Below are 13,480 nucleotides of genomic sequence, written 5' to 3'. Positions count from 1 at the left end.
GGAACTCCGGATACACGCTCACCGATCCCTCCGCGTCTGGCGCTCCACGATGAGCACCGTCGTAGGCACCTCAAGTACGTCCGCTCCCACGACGACGACCTTGGCGTTGGCGCCCCCAGCTTTGAGCACCGCCGCGCCGTCGCGTTCCAACTCCTCCTGCGCACGCTCACCCTTGAGCGCGACCATCCGCCCACCACCCCGGAGGAGCGGGAGGCACCACTTCGTCAGCTTCTCCAGCGGAGCCACCGCCCTCGCAGTAGCCGCGTCGCAGTTGAGCAGCTGCTTGCGAATCGGTCCTTCCTCCGCGCGCCCGCGGAGGACCGTCACGTTGTCGAGCTGGAGCCGTTCCTTCACTTCCTCAAGCCACGCGATGCGGCGAGCCATCGGCTCAAGAAGCGTGATCCTCAGGTCGGGCCGCGCAATGGCGAGCGGCACCCCCGGCAGCCCGGCGCCTGAGCCCACGTCAACGACACGTTCGTTGGGATCGAACAGCTCCTCGATCACTGCCGAGTTGAGCACGTGCCGATCCCAAATCTTCTCGACTTCACGAGGACCGATAAGTCCGCGCTCCACGCCGTGCTCCTCCAGGAGCCTGACGAACTCGGCAGCACGCTCAACGTGCTCGCCGAAAACGAGCTTCGCGTTGTCGGGCAACTCCCCGGCCATGTTCTCCGTCCGTGAGCGTTTCACGTGAAACCACGCGGCGGCGACGTTCCGGCGGCCGGTGGAAAAGCTGGCGAATGCCAGGGCACCATCATGACGGATCCACCGTGCGCTCTGCCAAATCCTGAGCGCCGTTTCACGTGAAACTTGGGGGAAAGTTGCGTCCGACGCTCTACACAGTCGCTCGACCGGGTCCGGGCACCGTTTCGACGATGGGTCACCCGGCAGGCGGCGTGTACTTGGAGGGGAAGATTCGCGAGCTGCGCCGGCTTGGGGTCGACGTGCTCGTGTCGGCGCAGACCGACTCCGAGCGGGTCGAGTGCGATCTAGCGGAGGAGGAGCGGGTGGTTCTTGCCGCGGGACTGCGGTACGTGTGCTTCCCGATTGAGGATCGCTCGGTGCCGGAGGTGGGGGCAGCTGTCGCTGTGGTTTCGCCGCTCCATGCGCTGTATCTACGAGGGGCGCATGTGGTGTTCCACTGCTGGGCTGGGATCGGGCGGTCGTCGTTGTTGGCTGGGTTGTTGTTGGGGATGGATGGGGTTGAGCCGGGGGAGGCTTGGCGGTTGATCGCGTCGGCTCGGGGGTTTCCGGTGCCGGACACGGCGGTGCAGAGGGAGTGGCTGGCTGAGTGGTGGGCGGCGCGGGGGTAGGTGTTTCACGTGGAACGTTGGGGGCGTGGGTCGGGGGACCTGGGTGGGTCCTACTCCGGACGGGGTGCCTGTCGGGCGAGTGGTCACCTTGTGCGGGCGGGGGTGCCGCGTGGGTCGGCTTGCGTTGGCTTGTCGCGTTCCAGCGGGGCGGTTACCTGGCGGGCTGGCGGTCGCCTTGCGAGAGTGGCCGGGCGGGCAGCGCGCGGGCCGGCTTGCGTTGGGTCGTCGCGTTCCAGCGGAGCGGTCACCTGCCGGGCGAGCAGTCACCTTGCGAGGGTGGCCGGGCGGGCAGTACCGAGCCGGTGCCGGTCATCGCCGCTTCGCGACGATAGCGATTGGGGCTTGACCTTGAGCCTCTGGCGGGATGCTTGACGGCCGGAAAAGGCCGGGCTGAAAAGCGCCCGGCCGTGCCCATGAGGGGAGCATCCCGCCCACTCAAGGTCAAGCCCCAATCGCCGGGTTGGTTGCGTCATCACCGCTTGACCGGCAGGCCTTGGTTCACCCGCCTCGGCTTCGCCATTGCCGTTGGCGGCAGGGACGCTCGGCTTCGCCGTTGCCTTGAGCGTGCGGAGGGACGGCTCGGCTTCGCCATTGCGGTTGCTGGCAGAGGGGCTCGGCTTCGCCGTCGCCTCTCTGGCGCGGAGGGACATCTGCTTCAGCTACGCCTCGCCAGGCGGAGAGCAGTGCAGAGGCGGGGCTCAGGGCGCGAGGCTCTTCCTGGCGTCATCATGCCGAGTCGACATGTCGCCACCGGATGCCATGCACGATCGCCGAGCTTCCCGTATCGGCGGGCCCTCGAATCGTTCTCGCTGCCGCCGCCTGTGCCTGCGCTCGGCGAACTCTTCGTGTCCTCCGTCCCTCCCTCCCGTCTGGTCCGGGACAGCAAACGGCCCCTGGTTCCGGTGGGAACCAGGGGCCGTTGGTGAAGCTCAGCCGTCAGGGCTTGGTGAAGATGATGACCCGCCGCTGCGGCTCCTCACCCTCGCTCTCGCTGTGCACGCCCGCGACTGCGGCGACCGCGTCGTGGACGACCTTGCGCTCGAACGGGGTCATCGGGTGCAGGCGGGCGCGCTCGCCTGAGGCGGCCACCTTCTCCGCGGTGGTGCGGCCCATCTCTGCCAGTTCGGCACGGCGACCCGCTCGCCACTGGGCGATGTCGAGCATCAGGCGGGAGCGGACTCCCGTTTCCTGCTGCACGGCGAGGCGGGTGAGTTCCTGGAGCGATTCGAGGACGTTGCCTCGGGGGCCCACCAGCTTGGCGAGGTCTTCGCCTCCGTCGATGCTGACGATGGCCCGGCCGCTTTCCACGTCCAGGTCGATGTCGCCGTCGTAGTCGAGCAGGTCGAGCAGGCGCTCGAGGTAGTCGCCCGCGATGTCGCCTTCCTGGACGAGCAGGTCCTCGGTCTTGCTCTGCGACTGCGGCTCTGCCGCGGCCTCGGACTCGGCCGAGGCTGCGGCATCAGACGACGCCTCCACGTCGTCGGTCGCCTGCAAGGTCTCCGACACGATGTCTCCTCTCCGGGGCAACGCCCGAAATCAGCGGCGCTTCTTGCTGCCCGGCTTCTTGCTGGTGGATCGGCCTGGGGTCAGGCCGGGGATCTCGGTGTTGGAGTTGCCGTTGCTGGCTGTCTCCGACGACGCCGACGACGAGGGGCCGCTCGGGCCCGCGGTCGGCATGCGCTTGGCTCCGTTGGCCGGCTTGGCTCCCGGTGCGGGCTTCTTCGGGTTCACCGGCTTCGCGCCCGGCTTCGGGGCGAGGGCCTGGCGGGTCTCGACGACCGTCGCCTTCTTCTCCTCTTCCTCGGAGTCGATGCGCTTGTACACGAAGTGCTGCTGGCCGAGGGTCCACGCGTTGTTGGACAGCCAGTACAGCAGGATCGCGACCGGGAAGAAGAAACCGCCGGCGAGGACGCCCAGGGGGAAGACCCACAGCGTCAGCTTGTTCATGATCGCCGTCTGCGGGTTGTCCAGCGCGGACGCGTTCTGGCGGGCGACCGAGTGGCGGGCCGTGAAGTGGGTCGCGATGGACGCCACGATCATCAGCGGCACCGACAGCAGAATGACGTTCAGGCGCTCGGTGCCGTACTGGGCCAACTGGTCGGCGGGCATCGTGATGAACGTCGAGAGGTTCGTGCCGAAGAGCTTGGCGTTGACGAACGAGTCGACGCCCTGCTTGTCGAAGAAGTAGACCTCGCCCCAGCCGGGCTTGAACGAGCGCAGCACGTGGAACAGACCGATGAACACCGGGATCTGCACCAGCATGGGCAGGCAGCCGCCGAGCGGGTTGACGCCGTGCTCGGACTGCAGCTTCTGCATCTCCTGCGCCTGGCGCTGGCGGTCGTTCGGGAACTTCTTCTTGATCTTCTGCATCTCCGGCGCGAACTCCTGCATCTTTCGCATGGAGCGCACCTGGCCGACGAACGGCTTGAAGAGGATGGCGCGGAGGGTGAAGACCAGGAAGATGACGGCCAGGGCCCAGGCGAAGCCGCTCGACTCACCGAAGACTTTGCCGAACACCCAGTGCCAACACCACAAGATGAAGGACACCGGGTAGTAGATGAAGTTGAGCACGGAGCTACTCCTCGGTGGATACGTCGGGGACCTGCCGCCTCGGCGGAACGGGGTCCAGGCCTCCAGGGTGCCAGGGTCCGCAGCGCAGCAACCGGCGGATGGTCAGCCAGGTTCCGCGCAACGCACCGTGGACGGTCAACGCCTCCACCGCGTACGCGCTGCAGCTCGGGTAGAAGCGACAGGTAGGCGGCAGCAGCGGTGAGATGAACCGCCGGTAGAAGTGCACCGGCAGCAGCGCGACCTTCGCGGGCAACGTGGTCATCGCAGCACCTTGCGCAGGGCGGAAGTGAAATCAGCGGCGAGCTCCGAGCTCGACGCTTCGGCTGCTGGAGCCAACGCGCGCACCACGACGAGAGTTCCCGGCGGCAGTTCTTCCAGTGCCGGGCGCACGACGTGACGCAGACGTCGATAGACACGGTGGCGGACCACCGAGTTGCCAACTGCCTTGCTCACGACGAAGCCCACCTTGGACGAATCCAAGGTGGGCACGTCGGGCTTCAAGACGTGGACGACCAACCGGGGCCGTCCGGCGCGGCGGCCTCGGCGGACCACCAGGCCGAAGTCCTGGCTGCGGGTGAGCCGGGCGGCCGGTGGGAGCACGACGACGCTGCGCTTACCAGCCGCGGTCAGGCGGACAGAGTGGCACGGCCCTTGCTGCGGCGCGCGGCCAGAATGGCGCGGCCGGCGCGGGTCCGCATGCGCAGCCGGAAGCCGTGCGTCTTCGCGCGGCGGCGGTTGTTGGGCTGGAAGGTGCGCTTACCCTTGCTCACGGTCGGTCTCCCGGTGCTTCACTGCTGACAAAGCCTGTGTGGTTGTCCCCGACAACAGTGGACGTAGGCGCGCGAAAGGCGCCCGTCGCAAGCGGGAGACTCGTACGAGGGTACGCATGCCCGGGTGCCGCGACCAAATCGGGGTGGCCCTCGCCACGTCTTGTGAGCCGTCCCCGCCCTTGTTACCGTTCTCCCTTCGCGCGTGCCGGGGCTGGTGTGGGAGCCGCCGCCGGACCGGCAACACAACGCACCTTTTAGTGCACAGTTGTGGATAACTCTGTGGATACCTCTATCCTCCGTGTCCACATGTGGAGTCTTTGGCTCCGGCGGAGGGGAGGGGACGGCGGAGGTGTCGAACCAGCAGGTCGATCTTGGTCTTGTGTGGGCCGAGGTGGTGCAGGAACTGGCGACCAGCCACCTGTCCCCTCAGCAGCGCGCGTGGATGAGGGTCACTCGTCCGATCGGATTGCTGGACGGAACGGCACTGCTCGCAGCCCCGAGCGACTTCGCGAAAGAGGCGATCGAACGCGCACTGCGCGACCCGATCACCGCCGCGCTGTCCCGCAGGCTGGGTCGCACGGTGTCGCTCGCGGTGAAGGTCGACTCTCCTGAACCGGTCAGCCCGGTCAGTCCGCCGACCACACCAATTCCCGTCCAGGCAGTGCAGCCGGTGCCGCAGCTCCAGCCGATGCCCGGCATTTCCGGCGGCGACACGCCCGGCCTCGTGGACGAGGTTCCGGGCCTGACCGCCGACGGCGCGGAGGAAGAGGTCGACGAAGCCGGCGACGCGCTCGCCGCCGTCACCGAGATCTGGCCCACCTTCAACACGGCCAACGCCGCGATGGGTGCGACGCCGAACGCGAACCTGCCGTACACGCGGCCCGCGAACCCGTCGCCGTCGCAGACGCGGCTGAACGAGAAGTACAACTTCGACACGTTCGTCATCGGCGCCTCGAACCGGTTCGCGCACGCCGCGGCCGTCGCGGTGGCCGAGGCTCCGGCCCGTGCGTACAACCCGCTCTTCATCTGGGGCGAGAGCGGCCTCGGCAAGACGCACCTGCTGCACGCCGTCGGGCACTACGCCCAGCGCCTGTTCCCAGGGATGCGCGTGCGGTACGTGTCGACCGAGGAGTTCACCAACGACTTCATCAACTCGCTGCGTGACGACCGCAAGGTCGCCTTCCAGCGCCGCTACCGGGACATCGACGTTCTTCTCGTCGACGACATCCAGTTCCTGGAGGGCAAGGAAGGTACGCAGGAGGAGTTCTTCCACACGTTCAACACGCTCCACAACACGAACAAGCAGATCGTGGTGTCGAGCGACCGGCCGCCCAAGCGGCTGGAGACGCTGGAAGACCGCCTGCGCACGCGGTTCGAGTGGGGCCTGATCACGGACATCCAGCCGCCCGAGCTGGAGACCCGGATCGCGATCCTGCGCAAGAAGGCGGCCCAGGACCGGCTCGCGGCTCCGGCCGACGTGCTGGAGTTCATCGCCTCCCGCATAGAACGCAACATCCGCGAGCTCGAGGGCGCGCTCATCCGCGTCACGGCGTTCGCGTCGCTCAACCGCCAGCCGGTCGACATCCAGCTCGCCGAGATCGTCCTTCGCGACCTGATCCCGGACTCGCACGCGCCGGAGATCACCGCACCGATGATCATGGCGGTCACCGCCGAGTTCTTCGGGGTGTCGATCGACGACCTGTGCGGCCCCGGCAAGACGAAGGCGCTCGCGCAGGCACGGCAGATCTCCATGTACCTGTGCCGCGAACTGACGGACCTGTCGCTGCCGAAGATCGGCCAGACGTTCGGCGGCCGCGACCACACGACGGTCATGCACGCGGACAAGAAGATCCGCAAGGAGATGGCCGAGCGCCGGCGGATCTACGACCAGGTCCAGGAGCTCACGTCCCGGATCAAGCAGCGCGCCCGCCACACTCCCTGATCCACCCGGGTACCGACGAAGGGGTCCTCCACCGCGGAGGGCTCCTTTTTTCGTTCGCGCTCGATCCGGCCGCCGAGCACCCGGGGACGTGACCGCGGTCCGGCGGCAGCACCCGGGGACGGCGAACGGCGGCGGGCGACCGCTCCGGACGCGACCGGACGACTCGGCGGCGGACACCCGGGGACGGAGCTGTGACCCGACGTCGAGCACCCAGGGACGCCTCGGGCGAGGACATGGGGCTGCATCAGTGCGTGCGGCTCCAACCACCACCACGCGCCGCACACGTACCCGGGTAGACGAGGCTCGATCGGCCGCCCGCCGAGGCTTTCTGTTGACCCCAGGCACTCGAAGGGGTGGGGACAACTGGAAAAGTCTGTGGCCCCGGCCACGATCTGGCCACAGAAGCCTGTTGAACACCCGGGTACAACTGGCCCGCACCCGGGGACGCACCCGGGGACAACTGTGGACGATCTGTGGATCGAGAGCTGTGCACAACTGGCTGTCCCCGGGTGCGCCGATCTGTCCCCGGGTGCCATCCCCCCTTAGTCCACATGGTGGGTGACACCTTGACCTGCAGGTTTAACGGCTGTCCCCACAATCCACAACCCTTACTGTTACTGCTGTTTGATCTCTTCTAGAGAGAACTCAAAAGCAAAACAGCGGTGGATGGTTCCTGGGGATCGGTGCCGAACCCCGAAGTGACGGGAAGGGCCAGGACGCTCTAACGTTGTTGCTCCGCACCTCGGTCAGCTCGGTCAGCCGAGGTCGAGGCTCCCTAACCCCCACTGGCACGTTGTCGTGGTTGGGCTTGTCGACTGTCGAGGAAAGGACGCCTCATGAAGATCCGCGTCGAACGCGACGGCCTGGCCGACGCAGTCGCCTGGGTCGCTCGCAGCCTTCCGTCTCGTCCACCGGTTCCAGTGCTGGGCGGCGTGCTGCTCGACGCGGAGTCGGACGACTCGCTGACGGTCTCCGGGTTCGACTACGAGGTCTCGGCTCAGGTCGGCGTCCCCGCCACGATCGCCGACGGTGGCCGCGCTCTGGTCTCCGGGCGTCTTCTCGCCGACATCACCAAGGCGCTGCCGAACCACCCCGTCGAGATCGCGGTCGACGGCTCCCGGATGATGATCAGCTGCGGCAGTGCCAGGTTCAGCCTCCCGACGATGCCGGTCGAGGACTACCCGGCCCTGCCGTCGATGCCGCAGTTGATCGGTGAGCTTCCCGGCGAGATCTTCGGCGAGGCCGTGAGCCAGGTCGCCGTCGCGGCCGGCAAGGACGACACGCTCCCGATGCTGACCGGCGTCCGCGTCGAGATCGGCGAGGGCAAGCTGACCCTCGTCGCCACCGACCGGTTCCGCCTGGCGATGCGCGAGTTCCCGTGGGAGCCGGACGCGACGCTCGGCGAGGTCGCCGTCCTCGTCCCGGCCCGCACCCTCGGCGACGCGGCCAAGACGCTCGGCTCGAACGGCGGCAAGGTCGAGATGTCGCTCGCCGCCAACGACGGACTGCTCGGTCTCTCCGGCTCCGGCAAGCGGACGACCACCCGCCTGCTCGACGCGGACTTCCCGAAGTACCGCCAGTTGCTGCCCTCCGAGCACTCGGCCGCGGCGATCATCGACATCGACGCGCTGCAGCAGGCGATCAAGCGCGTGTCGCTCGTCGCCGAGCGCGGCACCCAGGTCCGCCTCGAGTTCGTGGACGGCGGCCTGCGCCTGTCCGCCGGTGGCGACGACGAAGGTTCGGCCGAGGAAGAACTTCCGGTCGAGTACACCGGCGACGCGGTCACCATCGCGTTCAACCCGGGCTACCTGCTCGACGGACTCGGAGCCGTCCGCACGCAGAAAGTCCACTTGTCCTTCACCACACCCAGTCGCCCGGCATTGCTGAAGCCGGTGGACGAGGATGGGAACGTGGCGCCGGGCTACCTGTACCTGCTCATGCCCGTTCGCCTTCCCGGCTGAGAAAACCCTTACCGGGTACCAGAAGAACGTAGGGGAGAACACCGTGCAGCTCGGACTCGTCGGCCTCGGCAAGATGGGTTTCAACATGCGCGAGCGGGTGCGCCGTGCCGGTCACGAGGTGATCGGCTACGACCGCAACCCGGAGGTCAGCGACTCGGAGTCGTTGGCGGACATGGTGTCCAAGCTCGAAGCGCCGCGCGTCGTGTGGGTCATGGTGCCCGCCGGCGAGATCACCCGTAACACGGTGCAGGAGCTGTCCGAGCTGCTGGCGCCCGGCGACCTCGTGGTCGACGGCGGCAACTCCAAGTTCACCGACGACCGGATCCACGCGGACCTGTTGGCGGAGAAGGAGATCGGCTACCTCGACTGCGGTGTCTCCGGCGGCGTGTGGGGCCTCGACAACGGCTACGCGCTGATGGTCGGCGGCGACGCGAAGCACGTCGAGCAGGCGCAGCCGATCTTCGACGCGCTGCGTCCGGAGGGCCCGCGCGAGGAAGGTTTCGCGCACGCGGGCAAGGTCGGCGCCGGCCACTACTCGAAGATGGTGCACAACGGCATCGAGTACGGCTTGATGCAGGCGTACGCCGAGGGCTTCGAGCTGCTCGACAAGACCGACGTCGTCGACAACGTGGGCGCGGTCATCACGGCGTGGCAGCGCGGAACCGTTGTTCGGTCGTGGCTGCTCGACCTGCTGGTGCGCGCGCTGGAGTCCGACCCCGAACTCGACGACCTGCGTGGTTACGTCGAGGACTCGGGCGAGGGCCGGTGGACCGTCGAGGAGGGCATCAACAACGCGGTGCCGCTCCCGGTGATCTCCGCCGCGCTCTTCGCGCGGTTCCAGTCACGCCAGGAGGACTCGCCGGCGATGCGTGCCGTCGCCGCGCTGCGCAACCAGTTCGGCGGCCACTCGGTCCAGAAGGCATGAGGTAGGTGCACGTCAGACACCTCCAGGTCAGCGACTTCCGTTCCTGGGAGCTCGCCGACCTGGAGCTCGAGCCCGGCGCGTCGGTGCTCGTCGGGCGCAACGGCCAGGGCAAGACGAACCTGGTCGAGGCGATCGGGTACGTGGCGACGCTGGGTTCGCACCGCGTTTCCAGCGACGCACCGCTGATCCGGCACGGCGCCCAGCGCGCCGTCGTGCGGACGGCCGTGGTCAACGAGGACCGCGAGCTGCTCGTCGAACTGGAGATCACGGCCGGCAAGTCGAACCGGGCGCGGATCAACCGGGGTCCGGTGCCGCGGCCGCGCGACGTGCTCGGGATTCTGCGGACCGTGTTGTTCGCACCGGAGGACCTCTCTCTTGTGAGGGGCGATCCGAGCGACCGGCGGCGGTTCCTCGACGAGATGCTGGTGCTGCGCGCGCCCCGGTACGCCGGAGTCCGCAGTGACTACGACCGCGTCCTCAAGCAGCGCAGCGCGTTGTTGAAGACGGTGAAGCACTCCCGGTCGGCCGATCTCTCGACGCTGGACGTCTGGGACGGGCATCTCGCCAAGCACGGCGCGGAGCTGCTGGCCGCTCGGTTGAAGCTGGTCCGCGACATGAAGGACCACGTGACCTCGGCGTACGCGGAGGTCGCTCCGGAGTCACGCCCGGCGCTCATCTCGTACCGGTCGAGCGTCGGCGACCTCCCGGAGGACAGGGAGAGCATCGAGGATCTGCTGCTGGCCGAGCTCGACCGGGTGCGGCGGCAGGAGATCGAACGCGGCGTCTGTCTCGTCGGTCCCCACCGGGACGACCTCGACCTGACGCTCGGTGAACTCCCCGCGAAGGGCTACGCCAGTCACGGAGAGTCATGGTCATTCGCGCTCGCACTGAGGCTCGGCGGGTACGAACTGATGCGTGTCGACGGCATCGAACCGGTGCTCGTGCTGGACGATGTCTTCGCGGAACTCGACCGCGGCCGGCGTCGGCAACTGGCCAAGGTGGCGGCCGCCGCCGAGCAGGTGCTGATCACCGCGGCGGTGGCGGAGGACGTTCCCGACGAGCTGACCGGGGCCCGGTTCGAGGTCCACGGCGGGGAGGTGCGGCGTGTCTGACTCGGAGACTGACTCAGGGGGTTCAAAGCCCCCACATGTAGCTCGATCGGGTGTGTCCGCCCACACATCTGGGGACAAGTCTGTGGATGGTGTGGATAACTCCGTCACAAATCCGGACTTGTCCACAGGTTCATTCACACCTGAGGGTGAGCCACTGAAGGGTTCCGACCTCGCGAGGGCAGCCCTGGAGGCCGCGAAAGCGAGCGCGAAGGCTCGTGGACGGGTGCCGGGGAGCAAGTCGAGGGGCCGTCCGGCCGATCGCCGCCGACGTCGTTGGTCGGGCGCGGGACCGGACGACCGCGACCCCCAGCCGCTCGGGCGGATCGCGTCCAGGATCGCGGCGGACCGCGGCTGGGTCGAGCAACTCCAGGGTGGCCAGGTCTTCGGTCGTTGGGCAAAATTGGTAGGTGAGGACGTCGCCGAGCACGCGAAACCGATCGCGCTCAGTGACGGGGAACTGACGGTCCAGGCGTCGTCGACGGCGTGGGCCACTCAGCTGCGCCTTCTGCAGCGCGAGCTGATCAAGAAGATCGCCGCGGGCGTCGGCAACGGCGTCGTCAAAAAGCTCAAGATCAAGGGACCGGACGCGCCAAGCTGGCGACACGGCCCCAGGCACGCGCCTGGGCGCGGTCCGCGTGACACCTACGGGTGAGGTCCTGTCAAGGGCTCAGCGGCGATTCTGCGGCTCAATGAGCGTTCACCTGCGGATTTGAACCCCCGTTTCAGCCGTCCCGACCCGTCCCGCGCCGCTTGAGGCGCTCTGTGACCGAATCAAAGGTGTCCTTGACCCCGTTCTGTCGGGGTGCACCGGTAGAATCACAGGAGCGTCACCCATCACCGTGCGGGTTCTGCCCGCATCAGCGAGGAGACTCCAGGCCCGTGTCAGCTAAGAAGAATGAGTACGACGCGTCCTCGATCACCGTCCTCGAAGGCCTCGAGGCAGTGCGCAAGAGGCCGGGTATGTACATCGGCTCGACCGGCGAGCGCGGTCTGCACCACCTGGTCCAAGAGGTCGTGGACAACTCGGTCGACGAGGCCATGGCCGGCTACGCGACCACCGTCGACGTCACCCTGCTGGCCAACGGCGGCGTCCGGGTGATCGACGACGGTCGTGGCATCCCGACCGGCATCCACCCCGTCGAGGGCGTGCCGACCGTCGAGGTCGTCATGACCAAGCTGCACGCGGGCGGCAAGTTCGACAGCGACTCCTACGCGGTGTCCGGCGGTCTGCACGGCGTCGGCATCTCCGTGGTGAACGCGCTGTCCACCGTCGTCGAGCTGGAGATCAAGAACGCCGGCTACGTCTGGAACCAGCGCTACGAGGCCTCGAAGCCCGCGCACGAGCTGCGCCGCGGCGAGGCCACGACGGAGACCGGCACCACGGTCACGTTCTGGGCGGACCCGGAGATCTTCGAGACCACCGAGTACAACGTCGAGACGATCGCGCGCCGCCTGCAGGAAATGGCGTTCCTCAACAAGGGGATCACCATCGTCCTGCGCGACGAGCGGGTCTCGGAGGCGGACGAGGAAGCCGACGCCGAGGGCCACAAGGCCGCGGTGAAGGAGCGCGTCTTCCACTACCCCGGTGGTCTGGAGGACTTCGTCCGCCACATCAACCACACGCGCGAGGCCGTGCACCAGAAGGTGATCGGGTTCGAGGCGAAGGGCGAGGACCTCGAGGTCGAGGTCGCGATGCAGTGGAACACCGGCTACACGGCCTCGGTCTACACCTTCGCGAACACGATCAACACGCACGAGGGCGGCACGCACGAGGAGGGCTTCCGCGCCGCGCTGACGCGAGTCGTCAACGAGTACGCGCGCGAGAAGAAGCTCCTCAAGGAGAAGGACACCAACCTCACCGGTGACGACATCCGCGAGGGTCTCGCCGCGATCATCTCGGTGAAGTTGAAGGAGCCCCAGTTCGAGGGCCAGACGAAGACCAAGCTGGGCAACAGCGAGGCCAAGTCGTTCGTGCAGAAGTCGACGAACGAGCACCTGGCCGACTGGTTCGAGCGCCACCCCAACGAGGCCAAGACGATCGTCACCAAGTCGGTGTCGTCCGCGCAGGCCCGCATCGCCGCCCGCAAGGCCCGCGAGCTGGTGCGCCGCAAGGGCGCGCTCGACATCGGCGGCCTGCCCGGCAAGCTGAAGGACTGCCGCTCGACCGAGCCGGAGCGCTGCGAGCTCTACATCGTCGAGGGTGACTCCGCAGGTGGCTCGGCCAAGGAAGGCCGCGACTCGATGTACCAGGCGATCCTGCCGATCCGCGGCAAGATCATCAACGTCGAGAAGGCGCGCATCGACCGCGTCCTGAAGAACACCGAGGTCCAGTCGCTGATCACGGCGCTGGGCACCGGCATCCACGACGAGTTCGACCTGACGAAGCTGCGCTACCACAAGATCGTGCTGATGGCCGACGCCGACGTCGACGGCCAGCACATCCGCACGCTGCTGCTCACGCTGCTGTTCCGCTTCATGCAGCCGCTCATCGAGCACAACCACGTGTACCTCGCGCAGCCGCCGCTCTACAAGATCAAGTGGCAGCGCACCGAGCCGGAGTACGCCTACTCCGACCGCGAGCGCGACGCCGTGATCAAGGACGGCATCGCCGGCGGCAAGAAGCTCGGCAAGGAAGACAACATCCAGCGGTACAAGGGTCTTGGCGAGATGAACGCCGAGGAGCTGTGGGAGACCACGATGGACCCGGCGAACCGGATCCTGCGACAGGTCACCATGGACGACGCGGCCACCGCCGACGAGCTGTTCAGCGTGCTCATGGGCGAGGACGTCGAGGCACGCCGTTCGTTCATCACCCGCAACGCCAAGAGCATCAAGTTCCTGGACATCTGAGTCCGGTCTTGGTCCCTAGGCATCCTGGCGTTTCTG

Annotated in this window: 13 protein-coding genes; 7 read left to right on the top strand and 6 right to left on the bottom strand. The window is 67.5% G+C overall.

Features of this window, described 5'->3' with window-relative positions:
* Nucleotides 1–18 precede the first annotated feature (18 nt).
* Nucleotides 19–666, bottom strand: a complete 648-nt coding sequence (rsmG, locus tag ACIQF0_RS18870) for a 16S rRNA (guanine(527)-N(7))-methyltransferase RsmG (protein ID WP_401030876.1) — start codon at nucleotides 664–666, stop codon at nucleotides 19–21.
* A gap of 209 nt (nucleotides 667–875) precedes the next feature.
* On the opposite strand from rsmG, the gene ACIQF0_RS18865 reads away from it, so the two are divergent.
* Nucleotides 876–1,313: a hypothetical protein gene (locus ACIQF0_RS18865; protein ID WP_401030874.1), complete on the top strand. Its 438-nt coding sequence runs from the start codon at nucleotides 876–878 to the stop codon at nucleotides 1,311–1,313.
* A gap of 936 nt (nucleotides 1,314–2,249) precedes the next feature.
* Here the strand turns inward: ACIQF0_RS18865 and ACIQF0_RS18860 are convergent.
* From ACIQF0_RS18860 to rpmH, 5 genes are read right to left on the bottom strand one after another with little or no spacing between them, the layout of a single operon-like run.
* Nucleotides 2,250–2,819 carry a R3H domain-containing nucleic acid-binding protein gene (locus ACIQF0_RS18860; protein WP_360047527.1) on the bottom strand — a complete coding sequence of 190 codons (570 nt, stop codon included), beginning with the start codon at nucleotides 2,817–2,819 and terminating at the stop codon, nucleotides 2,250–2,252.
* Nucleotides 2,820–2,849: 30 nt separating this feature from the next.
* Nucleotides 2,850–3,884: a membrane protein insertase YidC gene (gene yidC / locus ACIQF0_RS18855; RefSeq protein ID WP_360047528.1), complete on the bottom strand. Its 1,035-nt coding sequence runs from the start codon at nucleotides 3,882–3,884 to the stop codon at nucleotides 2,850–2,852.
* A gap of 4 nt (nucleotides 3,885–3,888) precedes the next feature.
* The gene (gene yidD / locus ACIQF0_RS18850) at nucleotides 3,889–4,146 is read right to left on the bottom strand and encodes a membrane protein insertion efficiency factor YidD (RefSeq protein WP_030465621.1); all 258 of its coding nucleotides are present in this window, start codon (nucleotides 4,144–4,146) and stop codon (nucleotides 3,889–3,891) included.
* Nucleotides 4,143–4,484, bottom strand: a complete 342-nt coding sequence (gene rnpA / locus ACIQF0_RS18845) for a ribonuclease P protein component (protein WP_360047530.1) — start codon at nucleotides 4,482–4,484, stop codon at nucleotides 4,143–4,145. Before rnpA ends, yidD begins: the two co-directional genes overlap by 4 nt.
* A gap of 26 nt (nucleotides 4,485–4,510) precedes the next feature.
* The gene (gene rpmH / locus ACIQF0_RS18840) at nucleotides 4,511–4,654 is read right to left on the bottom strand and encodes a 50S ribosomal protein L34 (protein WP_030465619.1); all 144 of its coding nucleotides are present in this window, start codon (nucleotides 4,652–4,654) and stop codon (nucleotides 4,511–4,513) included.
* Nucleotides 4,655–5,003: 349 nt separating this feature from the next.
* Here rpmH and dnaA point away from each other — a divergent pair, with 349 nt between their 5' ends.
* The 6 genes from dnaA to gyrB all read left to right on the top strand — a co-directional run bounded on the left by dnaA (nucleotide 5,004) and on the right by gyrB (nucleotide 13,444).
* Nucleotides 5,004–6,596: a chromosomal replication initiator protein DnaA gene (gene dnaA / locus ACIQF0_RS18835; protein WP_360047532.1), complete on the top strand. Its 1,593-nt coding sequence runs from the start codon at nucleotides 5,004–5,006 to the stop codon at nucleotides 6,594–6,596.
* An 836-nt stretch (nucleotides 6,597–7,432) separates the two neighbouring features.
* Nucleotides 7,433–8,557 (top strand): DNA polymerase III subunit beta, encoded by a 1,125-nt coding sequence (dnaN, locus tag ACIQF0_RS18830; protein ID WP_360047533.1) that lies wholly within the window; start codon nucleotides 7,433–7,435, stop codon nucleotides 8,555–8,557.
* Between the two features lie 43 nt (nucleotides 8,558–8,600).
* On the top strand, nucleotides 8,601–9,482 hold the full coding sequence (gnd, locus tag ACIQF0_RS18825) for a phosphogluconate dehydrogenase (NAD(+)-dependent, decarboxylating) (RefSeq protein ID WP_360047534.1): 882 nt from the start codon (nucleotides 8,601–8,603) through the stop codon (nucleotides 9,480–9,482).
* A 5-nt stretch (nucleotides 9,483–9,487) separates the two neighbouring features.
* Complete coding sequence (gene recF / locus ACIQF0_RS18820) at nucleotides 9,488–10,594, top strand: DNA replication/repair protein RecF (protein WP_401030868.1); 1,107 nt, start codon at nucleotides 9,488–9,490, stop codon at nucleotides 10,592–10,594.
* A 118-nt stretch (nucleotides 10,595–10,712) separates the two neighbouring features.
* Nucleotides 10,713–11,246 carry a DciA family protein gene (locus ACIQF0_RS18815; RefSeq protein ID WP_401030866.1) on the top strand — a complete coding sequence of 178 codons (534 nt, stop codon included), beginning with the start codon at nucleotides 10,713–10,715 and terminating at the stop codon, nucleotides 11,244–11,246.
* A 227-nt stretch (nucleotides 11,247–11,473) separates the two neighbouring features.
* On the top strand, nucleotides 11,474–13,444 hold the full coding sequence (gene gyrB, locus ACIQF0_RS18810; protein WP_401030864.1) for a DNA topoisomerase (ATP-hydrolyzing) subunit B: 1,971 nt from the start codon (nucleotides 11,474–11,476) through the stop codon (nucleotides 13,442–13,444).
* Nucleotides 13,445–13,480 lie beyond the last annotated feature (36 nt).

This window comes from Lentzea sp. NPDC092896 (genome assembly GCF_044754905.1).
Classification (GTDB): domain Bacteria; phylum Actinomycetota; class Actinomycetes; order Mycobacteriales; family Pseudonocardiaceae; genus Lentzea.
The sequence above is the reverse complement of the archived record's forward strand: the minus strand, read 5'-3'. Positions and strand labels throughout refer to the sequence as shown.

Coding starts and splice junctions, on each gene's coding strand:
- rsmG (WP_401030876.1), bottom strand. CDS start 666: ATGGCCGGGGAGTTGCCCGACAACGCGAAGCTCGTTTTCGGCGAGCAC.
- ACIQF0_RS18865 (WP_401030874.1), top strand. CDS start 876: ATGGGTCACCCGGCAGGCGGCGTGTACTTGGAGGGGAAGATTCGCGAG.
- yidD (WP_030465621.1), bottom strand. CDS start 4,146: ATGACCACGTTGCCCGCGAAGGTCGCGCTGCTGCCGGTGCACTTCTAC.
- dnaN (WP_360047533.1), top strand. CDS start 7,433: ATGAAGATCCGCGTCGAACGCGACGGCCTGGCCGACGCAGTCGCCTGG.